Origin of the sequence: Amycolatopsis sp., assembly GCF_035546795.1 — a bacterium.
Classification (GTDB): Bacteria; Actinomycetota; Actinomycetes; order Mycobacteriales; family Pseudonocardiaceae; genus Amycolatopsis_E.
Genome location: NZ_DASZWC010000048.1, coordinates 15,354 through 42,267, shown reverse-complemented (window position 1 = coordinate 42,267; position 26,914 = coordinate 15,354). Strand labels below are relative to the sequence as shown.

The 26,914-nt window shown below is 69.2% G+C and carries 22 protein-coding genes and 1 tRNA gene; 9 read left to right on the top strand and 14 right to left on the bottom strand.

Features of this window, described 5'->3' with window-relative positions; all coding sequences use genetic code 11:
- Positions 1-25: 25 nt before the first annotated feature.
- Together VHD82_RS26165 and VHD82_RS26160 are read right to left on the bottom strand one after the other, a co-directional pair.
- Positions 26-2,809: an AfsR/SARP family transcriptional regulator gene (locus VHD82_RS26165; protein WP_325709365.1), complete on the bottom strand. Its 2,784-nt coding sequence runs from the start codon at positions 2,807-2,809 to the stop codon at positions 26-28.
- A 134-nt stretch (positions 2,810-2,943) separates the two neighbouring features.
- Positions 2,944-3,816, bottom strand: a complete 873-nt coding sequence (locus VHD82_RS26160; RefSeq protein ID WP_325709362.1) for a hypothetical protein — start codon at positions 3,814-3,816, stop codon at positions 2,944-2,946.
- A gap of 36 nt (positions 3,817-3,852) precedes the next feature.
- Between VHD82_RS26160 and VHD82_RS26155 the strand changes: the two genes are divergently transcribed.
- A complete protein-coding gene (locus VHD82_RS26155) occupies positions 3,853-5,532 on the top strand; it encodes a right-handed parallel beta-helix repeat-containing protein (RefSeq protein WP_325709359.1) in 1,680 nt (559 codons plus the stop codon).
- A 235-nt stretch (positions 5,533-5,767) separates the two neighbouring features.
- Here VHD82_RS26155 and eccB read toward each other — a convergent pair whose 3' ends face one another.
- Both eccB and eccD read right to left on the bottom strand, forming a co-directional pair.
- The gene (gene eccB / locus VHD82_RS26150; RefSeq protein WP_325709356.1) at positions 5,768-7,165 is read right to left on the bottom strand and encodes a type VII secretion protein EccB; all 1,398 of its coding nucleotides are present in this window, start codon (positions 7,163-7,165) and stop codon (positions 5,768-5,770) included.
- Between the two features lie 10 nt (positions 7,166-7,175).
- Positions 7,176-8,576: a type VII secretion integral membrane protein EccD gene (gene eccD, locus VHD82_RS26145; RefSeq protein ID WP_325709354.1), complete on the bottom strand. Its 1,401-nt coding sequence runs from the start codon at positions 8,574-8,576 to the stop codon at positions 7,176-7,178.
- A gap of 122 nt (positions 8,577-8,698) precedes the next feature.
- Between eccD and eccCa the strand changes: the two genes are divergently transcribed.
- Both eccCa and VHD82_RS26135 read left to right on the top strand, forming a co-directional pair.
- Positions 8,699-12,670 carry a type VII secretion protein EccCa gene (eccCa, locus tag VHD82_RS26140; protein ID WP_325709352.1) on the top strand — a complete coding sequence of 1,324 codons (3,972 nt, stop codon included), beginning with the start codon at positions 8,699-8,701 and terminating at the stop codon, positions 12,668-12,670.
- An 84-nt stretch (positions 12,671-12,754) separates the two neighbouring features.
- Positions 12,755-12,913: a hypothetical protein gene (locus VHD82_RS26135; RefSeq protein ID WP_325709350.1), complete on the top strand. Its 159-nt coding sequence runs from the start codon at positions 12,755-12,757 to the stop codon at positions 12,911-12,913.
- 33 nt (positions 12,914-12,946) lie between these two features.
- Here VHD82_RS26135 and VHD82_RS26130 read toward each other — a convergent pair whose 3' ends face one another.
- Both VHD82_RS26130 and VHD82_RS26125 read right to left on the bottom strand, forming a co-directional pair.
- Positions 12,947-13,855, bottom strand: coding sequence for a hypothetical protein (locus VHD82_RS26130; protein ID WP_325709347.1), 909 nt, complete (start codon positions 13,853-13,855; stop codon positions 12,947-12,949).
- 155 nt (positions 13,856-14,010) lie between these two features.
- Positions 14,011-15,156: a type VII secretion protein EccE gene (locus VHD82_RS26125; protein WP_325709344.1), complete on the bottom strand. Its 1,146-nt coding sequence runs from the start codon at positions 15,154-15,156 to the stop codon at positions 14,011-14,013.
- Positions 15,157-15,398: 242 nt separating this feature from the next.
- Between VHD82_RS26125 and VHD82_RS26120 the strand changes: the two genes are divergently transcribed.
- Positions 15,399-16,346, top strand: a complete 948-nt coding sequence (locus VHD82_RS26120) for a sigma-70 family RNA polymerase sigma factor (protein ID WP_325709341.1) — start codon at positions 15,399-15,401, stop codon at positions 16,344-16,346.
- 17 nt (positions 16,347-16,363) lie between these two features.
- On the opposite strand, the gene VHD82_RS26115 is transcribed toward VHD82_RS26120, so the two are convergent.
- Positions 16,364-17,254, bottom strand: a complete 891-nt coding sequence (locus tag VHD82_RS26115; protein WP_325709338.1) for a hypothetical protein — start codon at positions 17,252-17,254, stop codon at positions 16,364-16,366.
- A gap of 242 nt (positions 17,255-17,496) precedes the next feature.
- Here VHD82_RS26115 and VHD82_RS26110 point away from each other — a divergent pair, with 242 nt between their 5' ends.
- The gene (locus tag VHD82_RS26110) at positions 17,497-17,763 is read left to right on the top strand and encodes a hypothetical protein (protein ID WP_325709335.1); all 267 of its coding nucleotides are present in this window, start codon (positions 17,497-17,499) and stop codon (positions 17,761-17,763) included.
- Here VHD82_RS26110 and VHD82_RS26105 read toward each other — a convergent pair.
- On the bottom strand, positions 17,753-18,451 hold the full coding sequence (locus VHD82_RS26105) for a GntR family transcriptional regulator (RefSeq protein ID WP_325709332.1): 699 nt from the start codon (positions 18,449-18,451) through the stop codon (positions 17,753-17,755). The two genes, VHD82_RS26110 and VHD82_RS26105, sit on opposite strands and share 11 nt — an antisense overlap.
- Positions 18,452-18,576: 125 nt before the next feature.
- Here VHD82_RS26105 and VHD82_RS26100 point away from each other — a divergent pair, with 125 nt between their 5' ends.
- Positions 18,577-19,182, top strand: coding sequence for an allophanate hydrolase subunit 1 (locus VHD82_RS26100; protein WP_325709329.1), 606 nt, complete (start codon positions 18,577-18,579; stop codon positions 19,180-19,182).
- Positions 19,182-20,054: a biotin-dependent carboxyltransferase family protein gene (locus VHD82_RS26095; RefSeq protein WP_325709326.1), complete on the top strand. Its 873-nt coding sequence runs from the start codon at positions 19,182-19,184 to the stop codon at positions 20,052-20,054. Before VHD82_RS26100 ends, VHD82_RS26095 begins: the two co-directional genes overlap by 1 nt.
- Before the next feature lie 4 nt (positions 20,055-20,058).
- Here the strand turns inward: VHD82_RS26095 and VHD82_RS26090 are convergent, their stop codons facing one another.
- From VHD82_RS26090 to VHD82_RS26080, 3 genes are all read right to left on the bottom strand, one after another.
- A complete protein-coding gene (locus VHD82_RS26090) occupies positions 20,059-20,721 on the bottom strand; it encodes a hypothetical protein (protein ID WP_325709323.1) in 663 nt (220 codons plus the stop codon).
- Positions 20,718-21,218 carry a hypothetical protein gene (locus tag VHD82_RS26085; RefSeq protein WP_325709320.1) on the bottom strand — a complete coding sequence of 167 codons (501 nt, stop codon included), beginning with the start codon at positions 21,216-21,218 and terminating at the stop codon, positions 20,718-20,720. Before VHD82_RS26085 ends, VHD82_RS26090 begins: the two co-directional genes overlap by 4 nt.
- 68 nt (positions 21,219-21,286) lie before the next feature.
- Entirely contained in the window at positions 21,287-22,210 is a 924-nt protein-coding gene (locus VHD82_RS26080; protein WP_325709317.1) for a helix-turn-helix transcriptional regulator, read from the bottom strand.
- A 45-nt stretch (positions 22,211-22,255) separates the two neighbouring features.
- Here VHD82_RS26080 and VHD82_RS26075 point away from each other — a divergent pair, with 45 nt between their 5' ends.
- Positions 22,256-23,197: an NAD-dependent epimerase/dehydratase family protein gene (locus VHD82_RS26075; protein ID WP_325709314.1), complete on the top strand. Its 942-nt coding sequence runs from the start codon at positions 22,256-22,258 to the stop codon at positions 23,195-23,197.
- Positions 23,198-23,412: 215 nt separating this feature from the next.
- Here VHD82_RS26075 and VHD82_RS26070 read toward each other — a convergent pair.
- Positions 23,413-23,497 (bottom strand) — tRNA-Ser (locus VHD82_RS26070).
- 20 nt (positions 23,498-23,517) lie between these two features.
- The gene (locus tag VHD82_RS26065) at positions 23,518-23,976 is read right to left on the bottom strand and encodes a MarR family transcriptional regulator (protein WP_325709311.1); all 459 of its coding nucleotides are present in this window, start codon (positions 23,974-23,976) and stop codon (positions 23,518-23,520) included.
- A 476-nt stretch (positions 23,977-24,452) separates the two neighbouring features.
- Between VHD82_RS26065 and ypfJ the strand changes: the two genes are divergently transcribed.
- Positions 24,453-25,376: a KPN_02809 family neutral zinc metallopeptidase gene (gene ypfJ / locus VHD82_RS26060; protein WP_325709308.1), complete on the top strand. Its 924-nt coding sequence runs from the start codon at positions 24,453-24,455 to the stop codon at positions 25,374-25,376.
- Here the strand turns inward: ypfJ and VHD82_RS26055 are convergent.
- Positions 25,373-26,848: a M28 family metallopeptidase gene (locus VHD82_RS26055; RefSeq protein ID WP_325709305.1), complete on the bottom strand. Its 1,476-nt coding sequence runs from the start codon at positions 26,846-26,848 to the stop codon at positions 25,373-25,375. The two genes, ypfJ and VHD82_RS26055, sit on opposite strands and share 4 nt — an antisense overlap.
- Positions 26,849-26,914: the final 66 nt, after the last annotated feature.

The following is a 26,914-nucleotide window of genomic DNA, read 5'->3' as shown; positions in this document are numbered from 1 at the left end:
TTACGGTCGAACGCGGAACGTAGGCTCAGGCTATCGGCCGGGACGGCTCTTCCACAGCCGCCAACCGGGCCCGGATCTCCGGCGCACCGGGCGCGCGAAGCTCGTCCAGGATCCGCAGGGCTTCGCGCCAGTCACGCCGCGCCGCGTCGGTGGCGCCCAGCGCGAGGTGGCTTTCCCCGAGCCGCCCCAGCGTGCGCGCTTCGTGGAATCTGCTGCGCACCTGACGTGATCGCTTGATCGATTCCTGATAGCACTCGACGGCGTGGTCGTAGCGCTGGAGGTTGTGGTGCGCGAGGCCGAGCGTGTCCCAGGTGCTGGCCTGGCCGACGACGTTGCCCAGCTCCTCCTGGATGGCCAGCGCGCGCTCGCAGTAGATGATCGCCTGCTCGTGCTGCCCCAGCCGCGCGTAGCTCCAGCCCGCGTTGTTCAGCGCGCCCGCCTCGCCGATGCGGTGCCCGGCGCTGCGGAACAGTTCGAGCGCCCGCAACGCGTGGTGCAGGCTCTGCGCCGGACGGTCCTGCCGGTCGTGGATCCAGCCCATCGCCTGGTGTACATCGGCCTGGTAGACCGGATCGCCGAGCCGGACGAACAGATCGAGCGCGAGGGTCAGCTGGGCCAGTGATTCGTCGGTGCGGTCCATCGCGAGATAGAACACCGCGAGCCCGCGATGGCTGTGCGCTTCACCTGTCGGGTCGCCGGCGCGCATCGCCGCGTGCAGCGCCGACTGGTACGTGCTCAGCTCGCCGAGCCAGTGCCCGACCTGGTGGTGGAACGTGTTGGTGAGCGCGCAGGCCAGCTGCCAGGCATGCGCGTCGAAGCCCTGCTCCACCGCCAGCTGCACGACGGCGAGCAGCACCGGGTACTCGGCCCCGAACCAGACCGCGGCCTGCTCGTCCGTCATCGGCTCGGAGATCACGCCCGGCTGCGCGGGTTCGAGCACGATCGGCTCGCGTTGCGGGCTGAACACCCTGGCCGCGGTGTGCGCAGTGTGCAGGTAATGGCTCAGCATCCGGCGGGTCGCCGCGTGCCGCTCGGACTCGGAGTCGTACGCGCGCGTCAGCTCGATCGCGTAACTGCGGAGCAGATCGTGGAAGGTGTACCGGCCCGGACTGCGCTCCACCGCCAGATGCGCCCTTGTCAGCTCGGCCAGCAGCACACGTACTTCGCGCGTGGGCACGCCGAGCAGGCTCGCCGCCGCCGGAGTGCTGACGTGCGGGCCGGGATGCAGGCCGAGCAGCCGGAACAGCCGCGCCGCCTCCGGGCTGACCGCCTGGTACGACCACGAGAACACCGCGCGCACGTCCGTTGTGGGATCCCCGCCGTCGAAGGCGTCGAGGCCGCCGCGCGCGGCCCGCAGCTCATCTGCCAAGGCTGCCAAGGAAAATCCCGGGTTCGTGGCCGCGCGGGCCGCGACGATCGCCAGCGCCAACGGCAGCCGCGCGCACAGCTCGCTGATCTCCTCGACCGCCTTCGGCTCGGCCTCGACGCGGCACCGGCCGAGCCTGCGGGCAAGCAGCTCCCGCACCTCCGCGGTGGGCAGCAGATCGAGGTTCACCGCATACGCGCCGTCGGCCGCGACGAGGCTGGAAAGTTGGTTGCGGCTGGTCACGACTGTCAGACAGCCGGGTGCGCCGGGCAGCAGCGGGCGCACCTGCTCGGCGTCGCTGGCATTGTCCAGCACGATCAGCATCCGCTTGTCCGCCAGGAGACTCCGGTACAGGGCGAACTGCGCCTCCGGGCTGGCCGTGCTGACCTGGGTGGACACGTCGAGCGCGTCGAGGAACCCGCGCACCGCTTCGTCCGGGGTGACCGCGGCGCCACCGGAATCGAAGGCGCGCAGGTTCACATACAGCTGACCGTCCGGGAACCTGTCGCGCACCTGGTGCGCCCAGTGCACCGCGAACGTCGTCTTGCCGACACCAGCGCCGCCCCACACGGTGACCGTGGTGGGCGCGGGGCTGCCGTCCGGGGGCAGCAATTCGTTCAGCAGCGCGAGATCCTTGTCCCGCCCCGCGAACTGGGGCATGTCCGCGGGCAGCTGGCGCGGCACCGTGGTGGCGGCCGGCGCCGCGGGCTGGCTCTGTTCCTCCGCACGCAGCAGCTGCAGTTGGGTGTCCTGTAACAGCCGCCCCGGCTCCACGCCCAGCTCCGACACCAGCCGCGCCCGCGCGACGCCGTACACGTCGAGGGCTTCGGAAGTGCGGCCAGACCTGTGCAGCGCCAGCATCAGCTGCGCCTGCAGGCGTTCGCGGAACGGGTTCTCCTCCGCTGCCTGCAACAACTCCCGCACCGCGGCCGCGTGCTGACCGGACGTGAGCTGCGCGTCGAAATAGTCCTCCAGCGCCGCCAGCCGCCGCTCCTCCAGACCGGGCACCTCACGCGCGGCGAGCGCCTCGGTGACCCCGCCGAGCGCGGGCCCGCGCCACAACGCCAGCGCCGCACGCAACCTGTCCGCCGCCGCGTCGACGAGGCCCGCGGTGCGATCGGACCGTGCAGACGCGACCGCTTCATCGAAAGCGTGCACATCCAGCTCGCCGGGACCGACTTCGATGTAGTAGCCGGGCGACCGGCGGACGATCACGTTGCGCCCGATGAGCTTCCGCAACTCGGACACGTACACCTGCACCTGTCCGCGCACGCTCGCCGGCGGATCGCCGCCCCACACCAGGGAGATCAGCTGCTGGTCGGGCACCACCCGGTTGGCGTTGAGCAACAGCGCCGCGAGTACGGCACGTTGCTTCGGACCGCCGAGACGCACCGGCCCGCCCGGCCCGGACAGCTCGACCGGCCCCAGCAGGTGATAGTGCACTCCGCGAGCCCTTCCGGTCGCCAATGGGCCTGGGTCAAGCATTTCCGACTGTGCCAGGCAAAGGCAACGATCGCAAACCATTTGGGGTGGAGAATTTACTCAGCCGTAAAGCCCTGGCCTGCGCACACGGGGTGTCAGCCCTGCCCGGAAACGACGTCGGCGACGTCCGACATCAGTTCCGCCACCACGTCGCCCGACAGGATCAGCTCGGTCTGTGTGCCGGGATTGACCGCGAGCACGAACTCCTCGCCCGGCCAGTTCGCCAGCAGCAGCACGAACGGGATCCGGATGGCGTGCTGATCGACATGGCGCAGTGTATCCATCGAGCTCATCGCCATGATCACGGGGAGACCGGGCGGGCCGAGCACGTACCAGGGGAAACCTTCCTCGAGCGGATCGGCGTCCGGCCGGGTGGCGAGCACGGCCACCTCCGCCTCCATCAGCGCGCCGAGGAAGGCCTGGATATCCCCGGCCGCGGACGCCGCCGACAGTTCGGCCTCCAGCTCGTTGCCGGGCGTCCAGTTCGCCACGGCCGAGCCGAGCACGGCGCCGCAGATTTCCCGCACCTTTTCGTGCAGGATGTCCATTTGCAGCTCGCCCATCTCCTCGTGGGTGACCAGCGGCTGCCTGCCCTCGGCCACCTCCACGATCTGCGCCAGCGGCAGCGTGGCGCCGATCTGCATACCCGGGTCGAGGAAGAGCAGCTTGTCTTCGCCCGGAAAACGCTCGCGCAGCGCGGAAAGGCTCATCGCCACCTGACCGCGGGCGAACCGGCCGAGCCCGGCGGCCAGTGCCTCGGGCGAGGTGTACGCGAGTACGAACCAGTCCTCCGCGGCCGGGATCTGCTCGGCCAGCGTGCGCCAGTCTTCGCTGTCCCGCGGCGGAAGTTCGGGAACGTACAACGGAGCCTTGGTGACCAGCCGCGCGTACTCCTGCCCGTTTTCCTGTTCGGTCGCGGCCAGCAGGGCGCGCTCGACGTCGTTGGCCGGTTGCCATCCGGGATGCATGTCCGAACCCTAGCCCGATGGGGCTTAGATGGAGGTATGGCACGCACTCTTCTGGTGGCGCCCGGGCAACGCGGCGCGCTTCCGTCCATCCGGGACGCGTTGGAACTCGCGGACGAAGGTGCGGTGATCTCGCTGGCTCCCGGCGAGTACGAGGAACCGCTGGTCATCCAGCGCCGGAAACTCATCATCAGCGCGCGGGAACCCGGCACGGTCACGATCGGTTCGCCGTTCCCCGAGCAGCCGACGGTCTCGCTCGTCAACGCGCAGGTGGACCTGATCGGGCTGACGGTGCGCTCGTCCGAGAACTCCGCCGTGCGGATCAACGGCGGCAAGGTGAAGATCAGCGACTGTGCGGCGGAAGCCGGGTTCGCCGCGGCGGTCAGCGTGTCCGGCGGCGCGAACGTCGAACTGCACAACATCAAGATCAACGGTGCGCAGTACGGCCTGGTGATCGAGGATTCCGACGGCCTCGTCGACCGGTGCGAGGTCACCGACATCGCCGACGACGGGATCATCCTGCGGCTCGGCGCGCAGGTGACGGTGCGCAACACCACGGTCGCGCGCTGCGGATTCCGCGGGGTTTACATGTACCAGGCGGGAAACTCCGGCGTCGAACGCTGTGACATCTCGCAGACCGGGGACGCCGGGATCGCGGTGGCGGACCAGACCTCGCCGAAGATCACGGCCTGCTGGGTGCACGACACGCAGGGCAACGGCATCACCTTCGGCCGCGGCTGCGGCGGTCTCGTCGACGAGTGCCGCGTGGAGAACACCGCGAGCCCGGGCATCTTCCTCGCCGAGGGCGCCAACCCGGAGATCCGGGAACCCGCCGACAGCAAGGGAAAACCGTTGGTCGGGGCCGTCGAGAGCACGCGCAACCACCAGGATGTCGAGACCATGGACCGGCTGCTCGGCGAGCTGGACGGGATGATCGGGCTGGCCGGGGTCAAGGACGAGGTGCGGGCCCTGATCGACGAGATCCAGGTCAACGAGTGGCGCCGCGGCGAGGGCCTTTCCGTTGGCGCGGCGAGCAATCACCTGGTTTTCGCGGGCGCGCCCGGCACCGGTAAGACCACCGTCGCCCGCATCTACGGGCAGTTGCTGCAGGCGCTGGGCATTTTGCCGAACGGACGGTTCAAGGAGGTCTCGCGGCGCGACCTGGTGGGCCAGTACATCGGTCACACCGCGGAAAAAGCGGCGTCGGTCTTCGACGAGGCGCGTGGTGGTGTGCTGTTCATCGACGAGGCGTACACGCTGTCCCGCTCCACCGGCGGCGGCAGTTCCGACTTCGGCCAGGAAGCCATCGACACCCTGGTGAAGCTGATGGAAGACCACCGGGACGAGGTCGCGGTGATCGTCGCCGGGTACACCAAGGAAATGCTGGACTTCATGGACGCCAACCCCGGCCTGGCGTCCCGGTTCGCCAAGACGCTGGAGTTCGAGAACTACTCGCCCGAGGAGCTGGTGCAGATCAGCACCCGGATGGCACAGGGCGACGACTATCTGCTCGGTGAAAACCTGGAGCTGGCCCTGCTGGAGTGGTTCAGCCAGGTGGAGCGCGACCAGAACTTCGGCAACGCCCGCGAGGCGCGCAAACTCCTGGAGCGGATGCGGAAGTCCCAGTCCTCACGCCTGCGCCTGCTGGGCCACCGCCCGACGCGGGACGATCTGCGCACGCTCTCGCTGGACGACCTACTGGCCGCGATCAGCGACTGACACTCCGCACCAGGCCAGGGCCTTCCCCGCAACGGGCAAGCGAACGCGACACACGCCCCGGCCAAGCCCCTCCCCGCACCGATCCCAAGCCGCACCTGCGGTTCCGGGTTCGAGTCAAGGCATCTTTCCCGCCTTGACGCGGGCCCGGAACCGCCAACACTCAAAGATCGGGGCGGGGAGGGGCCACACAGCGCGGTCACGCGCGGCCGTTGCCGTCGCGGCTCGGCCAAAAACCTCAAGACTGCGGCGTAGCAGGCATCATCGCCGGAGCGAAATCCAGTGTCGGGCCCTGCGGGATCCGCTGAACCAGTGCCGCGGGCATGTCCACGGCACTGGTCTCCGAATATCCGAGCGCCTCCAGCGCCTTCGCCGACGGCACCGGGAAACGCAGCCCGAGGTCGGTCACCACGCTGTACGCCCCGGCTGTCGCGGTGTCCGACGGCAGTGCCCGCACCACCGCGGCCTCGCCCGGCGGCACCAGCACCCGGTCGGCGAGTTTCGTGCCCGCCCCGTTTTGTTGCGTGGTCTGGATTCCGGTGCCCAGTTTGCTCGCGTCCCCGCCCACGGAGATCGTCGGCGCGCTGTGTGCGTCCCCGGTTCGGGCGCACAACGTGGTGGTGTTCGAACTGGTCAGCGTCGGCGGCCGCGCGGGCGGCGCGGCTTCGCCGGAAGCCGGGGCCAGCGCCGAACTGACCGGCGCGGCGTTCACCGCCGAGGCCGAGATCTGCTTGGGCTGCACCGAATACTGCCCCTGCAGGATGCGCACCTGCAGCTCGCTGAGCGGCGCGAGCCCGTCGGTGCGCACGAGGTAGTACTGCAGGCCCTGGTTGATCGGGTAGTCCACGATGTCGCCGACCGAAAGCCCGCTCAACAGCGCCGAAGACTGGCCGCGGCCGGGCACGTCGATGGCGCCGATGTCCTGTCCCGCCGGGAGTCCGTTCAGCCAGGCCGAACCGACGGTCACCGGGTCGACCCCGGCGCCGAACAGCGAGCGGGTCACGTTCGGGTCGGTGATCCGGTAGCGGTGGTCGTTCCACAGCAGGTAGCTCGTGCCGTCGGTGTCGTCGCGCGCGAGCAGCGCCTGCTGGCCCAGCGGGACTTCCCCGGTCAGGTCCTGTCCCACCAGCAGGGTCGTGGTTGTGATCGGGATGCCCGCCGAGCTTTGCGTGAGCACCGAGCACATCGTCCACGGGATGCTGGTGAGCCGGTCGGTCTCCGGCAGTGACTGCGGGGCGCCGGGGATGCCGACGGTCGCCTTACGCGGCAGGCCGGCGAGGTCCTCGCCGGAAACCCGGTAGGTGGTGACCGTCGAAGCACCGCTGAGCAGCCGCGCGCTCGCGTAGTTCAGCGTCGGTTGCAGGCTTCCCGCGCGGTAGACATACGTGGCGCCTGTCTCGCGCTCGATGATCACGGCTCCGTCGGACTCCCAGGACGTGCCGCCGACTCCGGTGAACACGCCGTACACGCCGAACCCCGCGGCCACCAGCACCGCGATCATCACGCCCGCGAACACCGCGCCGACACCGCGGCGCAGCGGGGTGAGCTCCGGGTCCGTCTCGTGCACGATCAGCGCGGACGTCACGCGCTGCATCATGAACTGGTAGGCCTGCAGTTGATCCCGACGGGTTGGCACGAGCTCCCCTTCAGCCGACCGAGGCCATGAGGCCCTGCACGTATGCGAAGAACCCGGTGATGTAGCCGGCGAACGGGATCAGCGCGAGGATCGCGAGCACGTCGACCACGTCGGCGATCCGGCCGAACCACGGCGTGGGGTTCCGGCGGCTGTAGACCATTCCGGCCAGCGCGATCAGCACCCCGACCGCGGCCACCACCGCGAGGATCAGCGACGGCGCGGTGTTCGCGCTCGCCTCGGCCATGAAGTGTTCGACCAGGGTCGCGGCCACGACGATTCCGGCTGCCAGCAACGGGATCCGCTGCCGCGCGACCGGGAACAGCCGCGCCCGCAACAGCAGCGAGAGCGCCACCAGCGTCAGCATGATCAGCTCGGCCACCTCGCCCGGCACGGCCACGAACACCGAAGCGACGACCGAGGTCACCGCGACCCCGAGCAGCAGGCCGGACAGGATCTCGTCGGCGCGCGCGGTGGCGGCGAAGACGACGGGGGCCGCGGGCGACGGGTCGTCGCCGAGCAGATCGGCGGCGCGCTGCGGAAGCTGCGGCAGCGGCAGCCTGCCGAGCCGGATCGCCAGCAGCGGATACCCGGGCAGCAGGCCGATGCCGACCACCAGCACGACCGCGGCCGCGCTGCCGGCGTCCAGCGAGTTGCCGATGAGCGCGCCGATCACGCCCAGCAGTCCGGTGATCACCGCTGCGATGAACACGCGGCCCAGCACTGTCACGCCGAGGTAGCCGGAGATACCGAAGACCAGCAGCGCCACCGAACCCAGCAGCAGCTGCGGACCGCCGAAGGCCCCGTAGCCGCCTTCAGCCGGCGCGGTGAGCACCAGCCCGCCGACGAACGCGTGCGGCAGCGCGGATCCGGCGAACACCGAACCCGCCTGCGCGTCCGGCACCGCGCGGGCGATCACGATGCCGGTCACGGTCAGCACGACCGCGACCCCGAGCAGCACCAGACCGGGAACCAGCCACGGCGCCCGGAAGAACAACGCGAGCAGCGCACTGCCGCTGAGCACGGTGGCGCCGACCGCGAGCCCGCAGCGCCGGGTGGCGGCCTTGCCCCAGCTGCGGCCGTACCGGCGGGCGCCGCTGGCGATGGCCTCGACCAGGTCGTCGTACTCGATCTCGGGCCATTCGACCTGCCCCGGGACGAGGTGCAGGACCTCGCCGTCGCGCACCCCTTGACCGCCGAGTGTTTGCTTGGGGTCCAGTTGCTCGCCGGTGGGCCGCCGCAGTGCCCAGCCACCGTGGCTCTCGCCGGCATCCGGTGCGTCGTCACCGGCATGGCGGAGCAGGTACGGCAGGAGTTCGGCAACAGTGACATTTTCGGGCAGCGCCACGTCGATCCCGCGCTTCGGCGTGGTGATGGTGACCTTGGCCAGCGCCATACCCATCGCGGATGTCATCGCCGCTGCTCCCCTTTCGCCAGGGCAGGATTGATCATGATCGCCCTGCACGTCAATACAAGCACCACCGCGCTAGACCCCGGCCGGACCAGCTTCGCGGGGCGTTGGGGAGGGTTGGGAACTTGGGCACGATCGTAGTCAAGCGCCCGTTGCGGCGGCCCGCGCCGGAACTGCCGACCGGCGAGCTGATGCTCGACCCGCCACCGGAGAACCCGCCGCCCAGCGGGAAGAACTGGACGCGGGTGCTGATGATCCTGCCGATGGTGGCCGGCACCGGCGGCATGGCGCTGCTCATCGGCGGCGGCCGCGCGTCCGGTCCGCTGATGTACGTCGCCGGCGGTCTCTACGGCGTCGCGGTGCTGGGCATGATCCTCTTCCAGATCCTCAGCCAGTCCGGCCAGGGCGCCAGCAAACAGGACATGATCGCCAGCAGGCGGCAGTACATGCGCCGGCTTTCGCAGCTGCGCGCGCAGGTCCGCGAGACGATCGACAGCCAGCGGCACGCGATGTTCTACCGGCATCCGGATCCGGCGCGGCTGTGGTCGACGGCGCACAGCGCGCGGCTGTGGGAGCGCCGGCCCGGCGACTGGGACTACACGGTGGTGCGGATCGGGCTGGGTCCGCAGGAGCTGGCGACCCGCCTGGTGCCGCCGGAAACCAAACCGATCGACGAGCTGGAACCGTTGTGCGCCATGGCATTGCGGAAGTTCGTCACGACCTACTCCACAGTGCCGGACCTGCCGGTCGCGGTGGCGCTGCGCGGGTTCTCCCAGATCTACCTCACCGGCGACCGCGAGCGGGCCCGTGGGCTCGCGCGCGCGATGGCCGCGCAGCTCGGCACCTTCCACGCCCCCGGTGACGTGCTCGTTTCGTTCTGCATCAAGCAGGAGGACCGGGCGACGTGGGAGTGGGCGAAGTGGCTGCCCCAGGCCCTGCACCCCACGAAGGTGGACGCGGTCGGCCCGATCCGGTTGGTGGCGACCAGTGTCACCGCGCTGGAAGCGATGCTCGACGACGTGGTCGCCAACCGGCCGCGGTTCAACCCGGGCTCGGTGCCCGCCGAGGGCTCCACGCACCTGGTGGTGTTCCTCGACGGCGGGGACACCCGCAGCTCCGAGCACCTGATGATCGAGGGCGGGGTCGAAGGGGTCACCCTGATCAACCTCGCCGACGAGCCGCCGCGCGTGCTCGACCCGGTCACGCTGGTGCTCGACATCGACGAGCACGGCGCGATGACCAGCCGCACCATGGACGGCGGTGGCAGTGTCGGAACGGCGGACACGTTCGACGAGACCGGGATGCGCGCGCTCGCCAGGGCGCTGGCGCCGATGCGACTGTCCAATGTGGCCAGTACCGAGCAGCCACTGTCGGGCTCGCTGGAACTGACCGATCTGCTCGCACTCGGTGATCCGTACGAGTTCGACCTGGCCAAGAGCTGGGCCGCCCGGTCCAACCGCGACCGGCTGCGCGTCCCGATCGGCGTCAACGCCGACGGCAGGCCGATGGAGCTGGACCTCAAGGAGTCCGCGCAGGACGGCATGGGCCCGCACGGTCTGCTCGTCGGCGCCACCGGTTCCGGTAAGTCCGAGCTGCTGCGCACCCTCGTGCTCGCGCTCGCCGTCACGCACGACTCGGAGATCCTCAACTTCGTGCTGGTGGACTTCAAGGGTGGCGCTACGTTCACCAAGCTCGACCGGCTGCCGCACACCAGCGCGGTGATCACCAACCTCGCCGACGAGCTGCACCTGGTGGACCGCATGCTCGACGCGATCCAGGGTGAGCTGCTACGCCGCCAGGAACTGCTGCGCAAGGCGGGCAACTACGGTTCCCAGCGCGACTACGAAAAGGCGCGGATAGCCGGTGCCCCACTGGATCCGCTGCCCGCGCTGCTGGTGATCGTCGACGAGTTCTCCGAACTGCTCACCGCCCGGCCGGACTTCATCGACATGTTCGTCCAAATCGGACGGGTCGGCCGGTCACTCGGCGTGCACCTGCTGCTCGCTTCGCAGCGGCTGGAGGAAGGCCGGCTGCGCGGCCTGGACTCGCACTTGTCGTACCGGATCGGTCTGCGTACGTTCTCCGCGATGGAGAGCCGGGTGGTGCTGGGCACGCCGGACGCCTACCAGCTGCCGCGCGCGCCCGGTAACGGCTACCTGCGGGCGGGCACCGACGGGATGATCCGGTTCAAGGCCGCCTACGTCTCCGGGGTGCACCGGCGGGGCTCGATCCAGCACACCGACGACGAGGGCCGTCAGATCGACCCGGTGCAGGACTACTCGACCCGTTACCTGCGGCCGAGGCTCGCCGAAGCCTTGCCGCAGCAGGAAAACGAGACCCCGGACGAGCTCGCCGAGACCCTGCTCGACGTGCTGGTCGAGCGGATGGAAGGCAAAGGCGTGCCCGCGCACCGCGTGTGGCTGCCGCCGCTCGCGGAGCCGCCCACGCTGGAAGACCTGGTGTCCACGCTCGTCGTCGACCCGGAACGCGGCCTGACCAGCGAAGTCCGCGAGTACCGCGGGTCGCTGCGCGCGGCGGCCGGCATCATCGACCGTCCTGCCGAACAGCGCCGCGACGTGTGCTGGCTCGACCTCGCGGGTGCGGGCGGCAACGTGGTCGTCGTCGGCGGACCACACAGCGGCAAGAGCACCGTCCTGCGCACGCTCATCGGCAGCCTCGCGCTCACCCACACCCCGCGCGAAGTGCAGTTCTTCTGTCTGGACTTCGGCGGCGGCGGGCTCACCGCGATGCGCGACCTCGCGCACGTCGGCGGCGTGGCCACCAGGCGCGACGTGAACCAGGTCCGGCGCACGATCAGCGAGGCCTACAACCTCCTGATCGAACGCGAGCAGCGCTTCGCCGAGCACGGTGTCGACGGCATGGCCGGGTACCGGAAAATGTTGCGGGAGAACCGGTTCCCGGAGGACCGCTTCGGCGATCTGTTCGTGGTGATCGACGGCTGGGCCACCCTGCGCACCGAGTTCGAGGACCTCGAGCCGAAGGTGATCGAGCTGGTCAACCGCGGGCTCGCGTTCGGGGTGCACGTGATCGGCGCCGCGAACCGGTGGATGGACCTGCGGATGACGGTGCGGGACATGTTCGGCAGCCGGGTGGAGCTGCGGCTCGGCGACCCGGCGGACTCGGTGTTCGGCCGCCGCCAGGCCGCGACCGTGCCCGAGCAGTCGCCCGGCCGCGGCCTTTCGCCGGACGGGATGCAGTTCCTCGCCGGGGTGCCGCGGATCGACGGCAAGCAGACCGACGTGGATCTCGTCGAAGGGGTCGCCGAGTTCATCAAGGCGGTCAACGACTCCTGGTCCGGTCCGGTCTCGCCCGCCGTTCGCCTGCTGCCGCCGGAACTGCCGTATCACGCGCTGCCGCCGGTGAACCGGATGGATCCGCGCGGGCTGGCGATCGGTATCTCGGAGGAGGATCTGCAACCGGTCCACCTCGACTTCACCGCCGAGCCGCACCTGTTGCTGCTGGGCGATGTGGAGAGCGGGAAGAGCTCGTTCCTGCGCGCGACCGCGAGCAGCCTGATGGCACGCTACCGGCCCGACGAGGTGCAGCTCGCGGTGATCGACTACCGGCGCAGCCTGCTCGGCCTGGTGCCCGACGAGTACCTGATCGGTTACGCGGCGACATCCACCACGGCCAAGGAAATGGTCGACCTGACGGTCAACGCGATGACGAAACGGTTGCCGGGGCCGGACATCACCCCCGAGGAGATCCGCACCCGCAGCTGGTGGAGCGGGCCCGAGCTGTTCCTGCTGATCGACGATTTCGACCTGGTGGCACCGAACGCGCACCAGAACCCGCTGGCCCCACTGCTGGAGTTCATGACACAGGGCCGCGACATCGGGTTGCATCTGATCATCACGCGGCGCACCGGTGGCGCCGGGCGAGCCCTGTTCGACCCGGTGCTGTCGCGGATCCGGGATCTGGCCTCGCCCGGCATCCTGATGTCCGGCAACCGGGAGGAGGGCCCGCTGCTGGGCAACCTCCGGCCGCAGCAGCTGCCGCCGGGCCGCGGCTGGCTGATCACCCGGAACAAGGGAGCGCGGCTGGTGCAGTTGGCGCATCTGCCGGCGCAAGGTTGACGCACCGCGTTTGAATGACAGGGAGCGGACGGGCGCGCAGGGCCCGTCCGCTCCGTCCTTTGTGGAGGTTGGACAAGTGCTTGTGTGGTCCGGCTGGAGCGGCATCGGGGTCGCGTTCGGTGGCCCGCGGCACACCCGCTGACCGGCCAGGCCGTGCAGACGCGCAACCGGCACCGGTTCTTCTGGGTGCCGATCGCCGCTGTCGCGGGCGTGGGCGCCCTGATCGTCTCCTTCACGCACTGACCGGGTCAGAGCCCGGGGCAACCCGCCCGGGGCTCAGTACCGGCCCGGCCGCCCGATCAGCTCCAGCTCGGATTTGCCAGGACCGAGCCACACGTAGTGGTTCCCGGTTTCGGACAGCACCGCCATCATGTCGTCGCGCAGCATCGGCAGCTGCTGTGACGTGCGTGGGGTGAGCCGCATGGCGGAGGCGACGATCTGCGCCTCGCTCGGGGTCAGCCGCTGCATCATGACGATGCTCGCGTTCGGCATGGCCGCGACGTTGTCCGGCGTCAGCCGTCGCAGCACCGTCAGCCTGGTCTCCCACGCCACCGGTTCCGTCGCCGACGGCGGCTGTTCGGTGTCATGCAGAACGAGGACCGGCGCATCCGCGGAAGCCGTTGTCTCCACCGGGGATCCGGGCGGCAGCACGGCGACCCGGTCGGTCCGCCCGGTCGCCGAACGGCCGAGATCGGACCAGCCCTTCGGCTGTGCCGTCAGCACCTTCACCCGCGCGCCGTAGCCCAGCGCGCGGTACGCGAGCAGTCGCGCAGCCCACGCGCCGCCGATCAACATCACCGTTGTCGGCTCCGGCTGGAACAACGCCAGCGCCACCGGGAAGCCGGATTGGTTGCGGCCCAGGCGAAGCCCGAAGGACGCACCGGCCACCTGCAGGCGGTCCAGCTCCGTTGCGGACGCCTGGTGCCAGCCGATCCGCAGTCGCGGGATCGCCCGATGCCTGCGCTGCCGCCATTCCCGTTGGTCCGGTACCACCGGCGACGGACCGCCACCGGTCGGGCGGTGCCCCGGCGGGGCGGGCGGCGCGGCGACGGAAAGCCCGAGCGGGCGCGCAGTCTCCACCGTTGTGGCCAGCGCCTGCGCCGCGGCCTGCTGGCGTTGCTGCGCAGGCGGCGGGGCTACGGCGGTGGTCGGCGGCGCGTACCCCTGATAGGGCGCGCCCAGCACCTGGCCGCCGTGGGGAGCCGGTTGTTGTTGCGGCGGCGGGTAAACCGGCTGCTGCTGTGGTTGGTGGCGGCCGGCTTGCTGCTGTTGCTGCGGCGGCGGTGCCGCGGCAGCCTGGCCCGGCGGCATCGGACGCGCGGGGGGCTGGTTGGGCTGGTTTATCGCGCACCTCCTCCACTGGGCGCCGAAGCATACACAGCCGGCGCGTGTTGACCGTCCAAACGGGACAGTCGGGCGCCGGCACGTCCGGCGATCTGCGTGACGAGTTCACTCAGCTGCTGGTAACGCTCGGGCGGGATCGCGATCCGGACCAGACAGCGCAGGCTGGTGCCGTCGTTCGCCGGCTCCAGCAGCAGCGCGACGCTGACCAGCGCGGCAGGTACCTCCAGGAACGCGGCGAGCAGGCTGGTGCCGCGCTCGGCGTCCGGCCAGGCCTCGACCCAGAAGCAACCGTGCGCGAGCCGGGCGGAATGCCAGGCCTGCCAGTTCTCCCTGATCCGCGCGCCGGGCAGCAGATCGCAGGACCGGGAAAGCGCTTCCACCACTCCGTCGGCGTCCAGCAGCCGGGCGACGAGCCCGCGCCGCCGCAACGCACGCTCCGCGCGCCTGGTCACTTCGGCGAGCACCGCCGGTACGTCCACGTCGTCGCCGGCGCTGTCCACCATCGACTCCGCGACCTGCTGCGCGTCCAGCCGGACGGCCACCCACAGGACGTTCCCGCGCGGGTCCCGGTGCGAAACCACCTGGATCACCACCCCGGCCTGCTCGGATTCGGCGGCGATCCCGGACAGCGCGCCCAGCGGCACCGGCGGCAGCGGACCGGGGACGGCGACCTCGAGCACGGCGAACCAGCCCGCGCCGTCACTGCCCATGCCGAGTTCGGTGTCCCCCGGCCCGGCGATGTCCTCCACGACCAGATCCGGGGCCAGTTCGGACAGCGCCGTCAGCCGCGGGTCGTCCCGCGACTCCCCTGCCGACCCTTCCCTGGCGCGAAAACGTAGCCACAGCAGGAAACTCTCGGACCACCAGCGCCCGCCGCCCCGGCCGAACATCAGAATCAGCACGGCGAGGCCGAGCACCCCGCCGACGATCATCGACCAGAGTTCCTGGAACACCACGAAGAACACGACCACCAGGACGACCTCGAACGCCAGCAGCCTTGCCAGGCTGAGGGCACCGAGCTTTCCCGGCGAGCGGCGAGGCCGGAACCAGGCGGCACCGCGGGTACGGCCACGCGGCGCCTCTGGCGCCTTGAATTGCGTGGCGGCCTGCGGCAGCTGACCCGACATCATGGGGGTAACCACTCGCCCAAACTAAACGATTTACCCAGCGAATGCGCGCAGTCATCTCGCGCTCTTGGACCCCGATCGCCGGTCCTCCCGTAGTCCACCCGCACCCGTCCGCACCCCCCATCCGGACAGGTGGCCCCGACCTGGCAGTTCATCCCGTTTTCACCTCCGAAAAGGCGTCGGCCGGGTGCCAGCGTCTTCGGTCACGCTGTGGAGGCAAGCTAGCAGTAGCAGTTCCTTCGGAGGGGCAAAGAAAGGTGGCGTCACCACTCGCCGACACCGAGCCGGACGGCCCGGCGGATCTGGTCCGTGCGTATCTGAACGGAATCAGCCGCACCGAATTGCTCACTGTCGAGCAGGAGGTGGACCTCGCCCGCAAAATCGAGGCAGGTCTGTATGCGGAGCATCTGCTCGCCGTAAGCCCCGACGTCGAAGCCGGCCGTCGCGCCGACCTCAAGGCAGTCGCCGATGAGGGCCGTGTGGCCAAGAATCATTTGCTGGAAGCGAATCTGCGCCTAGTCGTGAGCATCGCCAAGCGCTACACCAACCGCGGGATGTCCCTGCTCGACCTTATCCAGGAGGGCAACCTCGGCCTGATCCACGCGGTCGAGAAGTACGACTACACCCCGGGTTTCAAGTTCTCCACGTATGCGACGTGGTGGATCCGGCAGGCCATCAGCCGCGCGCTGGCCGACCAGTCCCGCACCATCCGGATCCCGGTCCGGCTGGCCGAGCAGGTCAACAAAGTGACCCGTGCCCGGCGCGAGCTTTCGCTACGCCTCGGCCGCGAACCACGGCACGAGGAGACCGCCCGCGAACTCGGCCTGTCCACGTTCCAGGTCATCGAACTCCTTTCCTACAACCAGGAACCGGTCAGCCTCGACCAGGCCGTCGGCAGTGACGGGCGCAGCGTGCTGTCCGATTTCCTCCGCTACACCACGCCGTACGCGCGGTCGGGGGAGATCGTGGCCAGGCAGGTGCTCCGGCACGAGATCGATTCGCTGCTGGACACCACGCTCAGCGCCCGCGAACAGCAGGTGATCCGGCTGCGCTGCGGGCTCGACGACGGCAGACAGCGCACACTCGACGAAGTGGGCAGGGAGCTCGGGGTGACGAGGGAACGGATCCGGCAGATCGAACGCCGGACCCTGCTGAAGCTGCGTGATCCCTCACGGGTGGCGCGGTTGCAAGCCTACGTGTCCTGACAGTCCACAGTGGAGGCTCACCGGCCGCCTTCGGCGACCAGTGCCATGCCCTCGGCGGTGACACGCAGCAGGCTGGGCAGCAGCTCGGCCTGCTGCTCGAACTCCCGGACGTCGTTGGCCATCTTCCTGGCCATCGCCGAACCGGTTTCCGCCACCAGCGCGAAGTCCGGGCACGGGATGAGCACGACGAAGTCGGTCCAGCCCGCCGGCGAATCGGCGATCCAGGAGTGGAATCGCGGCAGCATGATGGCGGCGGCCGCATTGATCCCGTCCGACCTGCTGATCCGGCCGAACGTACCGTCCTCGGTTTCGCCGACGCCGAACTGCAGGCCGGTCGCCATCGCGCCGATCGCGTCGGCCATCCGGCCGGCGAACTCGTCCTCGCCGCCGAGCTGGTTGTTCAGCAGGTGCACCATCCCGATGGTGCCGTGCGGGGTCCGGCCGACCCGCGCGATCGTGGCGTAGACGTCGTCGCCGGCCACCGGGACCCACGGCATCATTTCCTTGATGCTGTCGCTGACCGAAAGCGAAGCACTGCGCAGGATCGGCATTTCGACCTCACCCAGTGACTCCTGTTCGTCCGCTTCCGCGGCTTCGGCCTCCAGCACCTCGCGCGCCCGCGCGAAAGCGGCGTCCCAGTCGTCCGGCCCGGGTCGGTCGAACTGGTGCACCACCTTCATCTCGCCGAAAGTGCCGCGGATGAACGCCGCGTCGAGCCTGGACGGTTCCCACAGCGCGAAGATCCCGGTGATCTCGCCGGGCCGCACCCCTTGTTCCGCACTGAGTTCCTGCCACACCCGCCGGACAGCGGTGTCCTCCCGCGCCGTCGTACCCGCACTGACGGCGTCGTCGAGGTCGTCGCCGCGGAGGAAAACGACGAAGTTGCGGGTGGGATCGGTGTTCGTCACGTAATCTCCAGTCAGCGGGAATGATCAGGGTCAACCCTACAAACGGGTGTCAATCCCGTACCTGGTGTCCATTCTGGACAGACGTCCGTATCCGAACCCGTACCGATCTCCCGTACCCGTGCCCTGACCTGCGGTTTCGACCGAAAAGCACGGTCAGCGCACGGTAGTTGATCGGTCAGTGCGGTTGGGCACACTCGGGGAGGACGAGGGAAACCATTCTGGGGGGAATGGACGGCTGAGGAATGTCCGAGACTTCCGCTTCCTGCGCCCTGTGTGGCGGTGAAGGTTCCGACGGCTGGTACCTGGAGCCGGTTTTCGACCACGAGACCGGCCTGATCACTTCGCGCGTGGTGGACTGCGACGCCTGCCGCGACTACGGCAACCCTGTCACCCCGCTGCGCACCCAGCGCCGGACCGCGACGAAGAAGCGCACGCCGGCCCGCCGCCGCGCACGACTCGTCGAAGCCTGGCTGCGCGGGAAGTCGCGCGGCACCCGGATCAGCGCTTGAGCTGGTAGGCCGTTACCAGCTGCTCTTCCGCCCCGTCGAAGTACTCTTCGAGCCGGCGCTCCGCGTCGGCGAGATCGCCAGCCGCGATCAGATCGGCGATGGACCGGTTGAGCCCGAGGTAGGGCTCGTGGAACTCACGCGGTCGCGACATCACATGGAAAGCCAGGCGAAGTTCGGCCAGCAGCTGCCGCATGATCTCGTCCACACGGGGGCTGCGGGCCAGCGCCGCCAGCGCTTCGTGGAAGCGCATGTTCGCCGTGCCGACACCCATCCAATGCTCCTGCTTCGCGGCCTCTTCGCCCGCCGTCACGGCGTCACCGACCGCACTGACCAACTCCGGCGCCGCGCCTTCGGCGTAGCGCACCGCGGAGGTCTCGAGCATGCGTCGGATGCGGTAGAGGTCCACCACATCCTCAGCCGAGAGCACGCGCACGAACACACCGCGGTGGAACTCGTGGACCAGCAGCCGCTCGTGCACGAGCAGGCGAAACGCCTCGCGGAGCGTGTTGCGGGAAACCGCGAGCGCACGCCCGACACTCTCCTCGGACAGCCGCGTCCCGGGCAGGAGCGCGCCGTCGATGATGCGCTGGCGCAACACATCCGCCACCCGCTCGGCCGTACTGGTCCGGTCGAGAAGCGTGCGGTCACCTGCCAGCAGATCCGCAAAGGGATCTTCCGCCGTGGTCATCGGACCTCCACTCGTCCCGGCGAGTTTAACAACAAAGTTGCACAAGCTCCTTGCAGTATTGTTCAACAATTCGCTACGGTTGCCCGCATCACCAAGGATCTCGCCCCGGAAGGCGGTGATCGGCGATGAGGCTGTTGCGTTGCGCCGATTCAGGACTGCTCGTCGAGCTCGACGAACTGAACGAGGTGCTGACCCTGCACGCCGCGCTGACCGCCGAGCTGCCCAAGGGCGTGACGGAACTGGTGCCGGCGTCACGTTCGCTGTTGCTGCGGCTCGATCCCGAACACGCGGACATCGAGCAGATCGAGGGCCTGATCCGGGGCCTGCCCGGCCGGGTGCCCGCGGAACAGGAGCTGGTGTCGGTGCCCGTGGTCTACGACGGCGAGGATCTGCACGACGTCGCCCGGCTCACCGGGCTCACCGAGTTCGAGATCGTCGACGCGCACACCAGTACAGAGTGGACAGTCAGTTATGCCGGTTTCGCACCGGGTTTCGGGTATCTGTCCGGAGGTTCCCCACTGTTGAACGTGCCCCGCCGGCACGTCGCCCGCACCAGGGTGCCCGCCGGTTCGGTCGGACTCAGCGGCACCTTCAGCGGGATCTACCCGCGGGACACGCCCGGCGGCTGGCAGCTGATCGGGCACACCGAGCTGGACATCTGGCGCACCGACCGCAACCCGCCCGCACTGCTGCGCCCCGGGGTCCGGGTGCGCTTCCAGGAGACCGTTTGATGCGCACCGGGCTGGAGATCGTCGACACGGGGCCACTTGCGACGGTGCAGGACCTCGGCCGGCCCGGCTACGCCGATGTCGGTGTCGGCACCTCCGGCGCGGCGGACCGCGCCTCGTTCCGGCTCGCGAACCGGTTGGCGGGCAACGAAGAAGGGCGCGCCGCGGTCGAGGTCACCTTCGGCGGGTTCGCCGCGCGCGCCTTACGCGACACGACCATCGCGATCACCGGTGCCCCCTGCCCGATCACCGTGGACCACCGCGGCGGCGCGATGAACTCGGTGCTGCGGCTGAAAACCGGTTCGGTGCTGCGGCTCGGCTCACCGCAGACCGGCCTGCGCACGTATCTCGCCGCGCACGGCGGGTTCGACGTCGAACCCGTACTGGGTTCACGATCCACCGATCTGCTGTCCGGCCTCGGCCCGGCGCCGTTGCGCCGCGGCGACATCCTCCCCATCGGGCGCACCACCGGGCTGTGGTCGCCGGCCGGGCTCGCGCCGGTCACACCGCCACCCGCGGACGAGCTGACGCTGCGGATCACGCGCGGCCCGCGTGCCGACTGGTTCACCGAGGGAGCGCTGAAAACGCTCGTGACCGAGCCGTATTCGGTCACTTCGGAGAGCAACCGGATCGGCATCCGGCTCAGCGGCCCGGTGCTGACCCGGTCCCGGCTGGACGAACTGCCCAGCGAAGGCTTGGTGCTCGGCTCGTTGCAGGTCCCACCGTCCGGCCAGCCGACGCTGTTCCTCGCCGACCATCCGGTCACCGGCGGCTATCCGGTGATCGGCGTGGTGCTCTCGGCCGACGTCGACCACGCCGCGCAGGCGCGGCCGGGCATGCGCATTCACTTCCGGTTGCAGGACTCGCACTGGTGACCCGTCACCGACGCAATGCCTTGCGCCGCGCCAAATCCTCTCCCCAGCGCCGGCCGCGTTCACCACAGTTGGCGATGATGTAGTCGCGCAGTCCCGCCGTCGCGGAGTTGTGCCGGGTGAGCGCCTCGGCGCCACGGCGGATCTCCTCCGACAGTCGGCTCAGCGCCGGGTTCAGCCCGTCGATCACCACCTGCAGCGCCTGCCGTTTCGGCCGTGAGAGCTGGTTTTTCCTGGTGCGCAACAGGTTCAGGCTGCGCGAGAGTTCCCCTCGGGTGCCGACGGCGTCGTTCTTGTGCCGGTACCACGCGTCCGCGGTGCGGAAGCTGGTGAAGTGCCTGTTGGTCAGGTAGTGGAAATCCGTCTTGCGGCGGGCCTGGATCTCTTGCAGCTCCACGGTTTCCCGTTCCAGCCCCTGCCTCGCCCGCACCACTTCGCGTGCCGCCTCGTCGGCCTTCGCCCGGAGCACCTGCGCGTCGATCCGGCTGACCCGGTCCGGCGCGAGGTTGCAGGCGAACGCGAAAATCGCGCCCGCGAGCAGGATCGAGCCACCGAGCACCAGCCACGGCCATTCGTGCACGACGAGCCACACGATCCCGTTGACCGCGTAGGCGAACGCCACGAGCGCCACGACCAGCACGATGATCCAGCCCGCGAAGCCTTCCATCACGCACCCGCCACCGCGCGCCACGCGGCGAGCGCTGCCTCCGTGTCCCCGAGGCGCAGACTGTCGCTGAGCCGCACCAGGTTGTCGCCGCGGGTGCGGGTCAGCCGCGCGATTTCGGCCGACATCGCGGGCAGCAGCGCCTGCGCCAGGTCGTAGAACTTGGCGGGCACGCGAGGCTCGCAGACCCGCTCGACCATGTTCTGGTAGCCGGTCACGAGTGCGGCGGATTCGATCCGGGTCTGTCTGCTGTGCTCCCGCTCGCCGTCGAAGAGCAAGATGACCGTCTGCCGGTGCTGGAGCAGCATCGCGTCCGCCCGCTGGTGCCTGCGTTGCAACTCGGCCGAGACGTGGTTGAGGCGTTTGATCTCCACCATGCAGGCGCCGATCCTGGTGATGATTTTTCCCGCGGCGGTAAAGGGATTGAACAAGGACGCGGCCTGGTCGACCACCGCGTCCCAGCTGCCATGGTCACCGGTGTAATGAATCAGTTCGTTGTGCACGAGGTTCAGCCTCGGTCAGCGGCGGCCGTTCGTCTTCGTACGAGGGTGGAGGCGGCCGGGGCGGGTTCTCATACCTGGTATGAGCGGTGCCGGGTGAGCCGCTGGATGGCCGCGCGCACCTCGCCGCGGTCCTTGGCGTCGAAGGCGCGTAGCACGATGTTCATGTGGGTTTTCACCGTCACCGTGGAAATCCCCATCGCCCGCGCCAGCTCGGCCGTGGTCGGCACGCTGTCGCCGGAGAGCTGGACGAGCAGTTCCGCCAGTTCGCGTTGCCTGGGGGTGAGTGTTTCGAGCCGCTCGGCGACCAGGCGCTGCTGATGGAGTTCGCGCGCCCACAGTTCGGACAGGATCCGCTCCACTTCGCGGCGAAGCTCGGGCACCGCACGCGTGGAGAACTTCGCGTGCAGCTCGCCGAGCGTCACGAGCACGTCGCCGAGCACGTCCTCGGCCGGGCGGGCGGTCCCGCCGAGCCGCCTGCTGCGTTCGGCGATCCGCTTTTCGTAGGCGATCTGCCCGCCGAGCGAGTCGGCGAGGTATTCCAGGGCTTCGACGGTGTGCCGGTCGTAGCTGCCTGGCGTGTACGTCTGGATGGAGACGAGCCCGAGGAGGTTCCGCTCCTGGCTGTCGTCGAAAATCGGGGTGACGATGGCGTCGCGGGAGATCTTTTCCGTGTCTCCGAAGGGAACGCCCGCGTGCAATGCCCGCCCACCGTCCTCGGCGAACGTGTACGAACGGCGGTGTGTGCGGACCCAGTGCGCCGTGCGGCCGGGCGCAATCGGCATCGAACCGGGCAGGTCGAAGGTGTCGCCGTCGTACTGGTGGTGGTAATGCACCGAGCCCGCGCCGACGAACTCCGCGACGTAAAAGGCGTCGACGGTCGCGAGCCGCCCCATCGCCGTGCGCACGCGGGCGAACTGCTCGAACCGGTCGCCACGGTGACGGTGGATGTCCTGTTCGGCCTCGAGGAGCTCGGTCGCGATCTGTGCGTGCACTCCGGTGATGTCGCACGCGGTCGGGCAGACGCTACGGTGCTGGTCGTGCGACTTCTGGTGCTCGGCGGAACTTCCTTCGTCGGCCGCGCGATCGTCAGCGAGGCGGCAGCGCGCGGCTGGTCGGTGACCACGTTCAACCGCGGCCGCGGCGCATGGTCACATCCCGCGGCGTCGACGCTCACCGGCGATAGGTTGCGTGCAGCGGATCTGGCCCCGCTGGCGCAACCATGGGACGCCGTGGTCGACACCTGGTCCGGTGCGCCTTCAGCAGTCCGCGACAGCGCGCGCCTGTTGTCGAAGCACGCCGAGCGGTACGTGTACGTGTCGAGCCGCGCCGTCTATGCCTCTGGGGTTCACGGAGCCGACGAAACCTGCGCCCTGATCGCGCCGGAGGGCGACGAGTACCCGCAACACAAGCGCGGCGGGGAGATCGCTGTCGAGGAGTCCTTCGGGGACCGCGCACTGCTGGCACGCGCGGGCCTGATCTTCGGCCCACACGAGGACTCCGGCCGCCTCCCCCACTGGCTACGCCGCGTCGAACGCGGCGGGGAGGTGCTGGCGCCCGGCCCTTCGTCGCTGCCCGTGCGTTATGTCGATGTGCGCGATCTTGCGGCTTGGCTGCTTCGTGCTGTCTCGACTGGGCTTGCTGGTCCTTATAACGTGGTGAATCCCTTGGGCCACACCACTTTCGGCAGCCTGCTCTCGTCCGTTGTGGAGGTCGTCGGCGGTTCTCCCGTATTGAGCTGGGTGGACCCCCTTTCTTTCCCGGAGATCCATCGCTGGACCGAACTGCCCGGCTGGCTCCCGCCGTCTTCTCCCTTGGTGACCACCGATGCTTCCCGCGCTGCTGCTGCGGGTTTGGTGTGCCGCCCTGTTGTTGAGACGGTGGCGGATACGTGGGCGTGGGTTCGGGAGTCCGGGGTGAGGTTTCCTGGGTTGGGGTTTGCGCCGACGAAGGAGGCGGCGTTGCTTCGGTCGGCCGCATGATGTCGACTACGGCCGTCTTGTCGAGTTCGCAGGTCTCGCCCGAGCGCACTCTGTGCGCTCTCCTTGCGCTGCGGCAGCAACGGACGCGCGCAGAGCGCCCCGGCCGTACTCGGCCTGGTTTGTCACGTAATCGTCAGGACGGCAGATGAGACCAGGGCGTATGCCGCAACGTCGATCGAAGATGCCCGACCCGGCAAACCCCCTGGTCACAAGCGCGGAAGCGGAGGGATTTGAACCCCCGGTCGGTTGCCCGACGCTCGCTTTCAAGGCGAGTGCATTCGGCCGCTCTGCCACGCTTCCCTACGGTGCAGGGTAGCCCGTCACTCGGGTAGCCGGTTCAGGTGTTCCTGCACCCGCTCGAACACCCCGCCCAGCACGGTCTGCTCCTCGGGGGTCAGCAGATCGATCAGGTGCGTCCGGACGCCTTCGACGTGCGTGGGCGCGCACTTGTCCAGCATGTCGTGGCCGGCGGCGGTCAGTTCGGCGACCACGCCGCGCTTGTCCTCCGGGTCCGGGACGCGCTGCACGTAGCCCGCGTCTTCCATCCGGCCGACCTGGTGCGACAGCCTGCTCTTGGTGGAGCCGAGCATGAGCGCCAGCTCCGACATCCGGGTGCGACCGCGTTCGTCCAGTACGACGAGGACCTCGTAGTCGGTCAGCGAGATCCCGTTGGCATCGCTCATCTCCCGATGCAGCCGCTGGCGCAACCCCATCGTGGCCACGATGTAGTACCGCCACGCGCGCATCTCGGAGTCGTCCAGCCAACGCACGTCACCCATGACCCGGAACCTTATCCGGGAACCGCGATTATGCCCGGAAGAGGGATAACGGAATGGTTGAGACTCGGCGTGGAAAGGCGCATCCTGGTTGACAGCGGAGGACCGGTTCCGAGAAGGCGGCACATCGCCGGGTGTGCCTCGCGGGGCCGCCACCGGGAGAGGCCAGGTGATTCAATGGCGAATGATCCCCTCGCGGTTGACTGCCGGCTGTGTACCCACGGCTGGGATGCAGCAAAAGCAACCCGGTCGCGACTGTGAGCAGCACGGGTGTCAACGCCATGCGCTCGATAAACCTCTCGCGCATCACGGCGACGTTCTAGCCTGCCTCCAGGTGCTGTCTCCGTGCAGCACCGGCAACGCGAGTCGTCGGCCCGAGAGGCAGCCAACCGCCGACACAAGATGACAACCTCGAAGAATCCTGGGTGCGGTTCCAGCGTGGACCGCACCCAGGTTCATGTCGGTATGCTCCCGCAACCATGAGGTTCGACGACGACGCAGGGCTCGACACTTCCGAGGTCTCCGATCTCCGCGGCAGTGGCGGGGGTGGTGGTATCGGCGGCCGGGTCGTGCTCGGTGGTGGCGGGCTCGGCGTGGTTGGCGTGATCATCTACTTCGTGCTCAGCCAGCTCGGTGGCCTCAGCCCCGCCGGCAGCGGCGCCACCGGGCTCAGCCAGCTCGGCTCCGGCCAGCAGGTCAGCAACGGCTCCCTGGCCTCGGAATGCCGCACCGGCGCGGACGCCAACAGCAATCACGACTGTGCCGTGGTCGCGATGATCAACTCGATCCAGGACTACTGGGACGGCCAGTTCGCCCGCTCCGGCCGCACCTACCGCAAGGCCACCACCAACTTCTTCAACGGCGGCGTGCGCACCGGCTGCGGCAGCGCCACCTCCGACACCGGCCCCTTCTACTGCCCCGCCGACTCCGAGGTCTACATCGACCTTTCCTTCTTCCAGGAACTGCAGACCCGGTTCGGCGCCGAGGGCGGGCCCTTCGCCGAGGCGTACGTACTCGCGCACGAGTACGGCCACCACGTGCAGAACCAGCTGGGCACCTCGAACCGCGTGGGCAGCGGCAGCGGGCCGACCTCGGGTTCGGTCCGTCTCGAACTGCAGGCCGACTGCTACGCGGGCGTATGGGGCAACCACGCCACTACCACCCCATCGTCCAGCGGCAAACCGCTGATTCAGGACGTGACCCAGGACGACGTCCAGCGCGCGCTGGACACCGCTTCCCGCATCGGCGACGACTACATCCAGAAGAACCTCGGCAGCGGCAAGGTGGACACCTCGCAGTTCACCCACGGCACGTCCGCGCAGCGCGAGAAGTGGTTCAACACAGGCTTCACCACGGGTGATCCTGCGAGGTGTGACACCTTCGGCACCAACAACCTCGGCTAAGCGGCGTCGGCTCGCGCCACCTTCGCGGCGGCCCGGGCCGGTTTCTTACCCGCCTTCCCGGGGGCCACACCATTGACGGGTTCCGTGCTCAGCGCGTAAGTCCCGAGCGCGAAGGCCACCGCGTCGGCGTTGCGATCCAGCGCGGTGCGGTCGACGTTGCCCAGGTCGTCGCAGGCTTGGTGGTAGCACGGGTCGTAGGGCACCCCGGCCTGTCCGCCCCACTTCGCCGCTTGCGCCTCGGTTTTCAGGTCTTCGGCGCCGGTGAACAGACCGCCCGCCGGGATGCCCACCGCGATGAACTCGCCGTAGTCGGACCGGCCGTCGAAGTCCGTCCCCTCGGTCGCGATGCCACGGGTGGACAAGTAGTCCACGAACGTCTTCTCGATCTGCGCCGAACCGTACGGGCCCGGGCCGGCACCGACGCCGTCGGAATCGTCGCCGTCGTAGGCGAAGTAGGCCGCGTTCGGTGAGCCGATCATGTCGAAGTTCAGGTACAGCGCGATGTCCAGCTGCTGCTCGAAACCGAGCGAGTCCACGTAGTACGTCGAACCGACGAGCCCGAACTCCTCCGCGCTCCAGAACGCGAACCGCACCGCGTTGTTCACCTTGGGGCTGCCGCCGAGCTGCAGCGCCGTCTCCAGCAGCGTCGCCGAACCGCTGCCGTTGTCGTTGATGCCCGGTCCGTCCGGAACGCTGTCGAGGTGCGCCCCGGCCATCACCACGTTGTCCTTACGGCCCGTTTTGGTCTCCGCGACCACGTTGTACGAGCTGCGGTTCTCCCGCAGCTGCCGTAGTTCGAGGGTCACCGGCGTGCCATCGAGCGCGGCGAGCGCCTCGCCGTCGGCGCGGCTGACGCCGCCGGTCGGGATCCGCGCGTCCGCCGGGTCGCCGAGCGTCCCGTTCAGGCTGCCTTCGTCATTGTTGTAGATGATCGCGCCGAGCGCACCGGCCTCGGCGGCGGCCTGCTGCTTGGCGGCGAACGTGCAGGAACCGCGCTGCACCAACACGATCTTGCCGGTGGCGGCACCGTAGTCGGCCGCTTCACAGCCGGGGGTGGCGTCCGGTGGAATCGCCGCGAGCGGGGCCGTGATCCCGCCCTCCGGCGTGGACGGGCTGTAGGTCATGGCGATGATCGGCACGTCCGCACCACCCGCCGTGAGGTGCTGGGCGAGCGTCTCGGTGTAGACGAACGGGAACTCCTGTCTGGTCACCGAGTAGCCGGCGGCTTCGAGTTTGCCCGCGATGTACTCGGCGGACCGGGCATGCCCGTCCGTACTCGCCGCTCGCGTGCCGTCGTGGGTGTCGGCGATGCGTTGCAGCGCGATGAGGTGCCGGTTGATGCCGGCCACCGCGACCTTCTTGACCAGCTGATCGGGTAACGACTGCTGGGCGGCAACCGCCGGGGCGGCGGTCAGGACGAGTGCCGGTATGAGCAGGATTGCCGGAACAATGCGCTTTCCCCAGAGTGACATGAATGATCACTTTCGTCCCGAACATCCGATTGCACAAGCCTGCGTTCGGACGTATCGCGCAGATAG

Bases quoted from the DNA above. Each gene is read 5' to 3' on its own strand.
- VHD82_RS26160 (WP_325709362.1), bottom strand. From the start codon at position 3,816: ATGCATCCCGGATGGCAACCGGCCAACGACGTCGAGCGCGCCCTGCTG.
- VHD82_RS26155 (WP_325709359.1), top strand. From the start codon at position 3,853: ATGGCACGCACTCTTCTGGTGGCGCCCGGGCAACGCGGCGCGCTTCCG.
- eccD (WP_325709354.1), bottom strand. From the start codon at position 8,576: ATGACATCCGCGATGGGTATGGCGCTGGCCAAGGTCACCATCACCACG.
- VHD82_RS26110 (WP_325709335.1), top strand. From the start codon at position 17,497: ATGTCCGAGACTTCCGCTTCCTGCGCCCTGTGTGGCGGTGAAGGTTCC.
- VHD82_RS26105 (WP_325709332.1), bottom strand. From the start codon at position 18,451: ATGACCACGGCGGAAGATCCCTTTGCGGATCTGCTGGCAGGTGACCGC.
- VHD82_RS26100 (WP_325709329.1), top strand. From the start codon at position 18,577: ATGAGGCTGTTGCGTTGCGCCGATTCAGGACTGCTCGTCGAGCTCGAC.
- VHD82_RS26095 (WP_325709326.1), top strand. From the start codon at position 19,182: ATGCGCACCGGGCTGGAGATCGTCGACACGGGGCCACTTGCGACGGTG.
- VHD82_RS26065 (WP_325709311.1), bottom strand. From the start codon at position 23,976: ATGGGTGACGTGCGTTGGCTGGACGACTCCGAGATGCGCGCGTGGCGG.
- ypfJ (WP_325709308.1), top strand. From the start codon at position 24,453: ATGAGGTTCGACGACGACGCAGGGCTCGACACTTCCGAGGTCTCCGAT.
- VHD82_RS26055 (WP_325709305.1), bottom strand. From the start codon at position 26,848: ATGTCACTCTGGGGAAAGCGCATTGTTCCGGCAATCCTGCTCATACCG.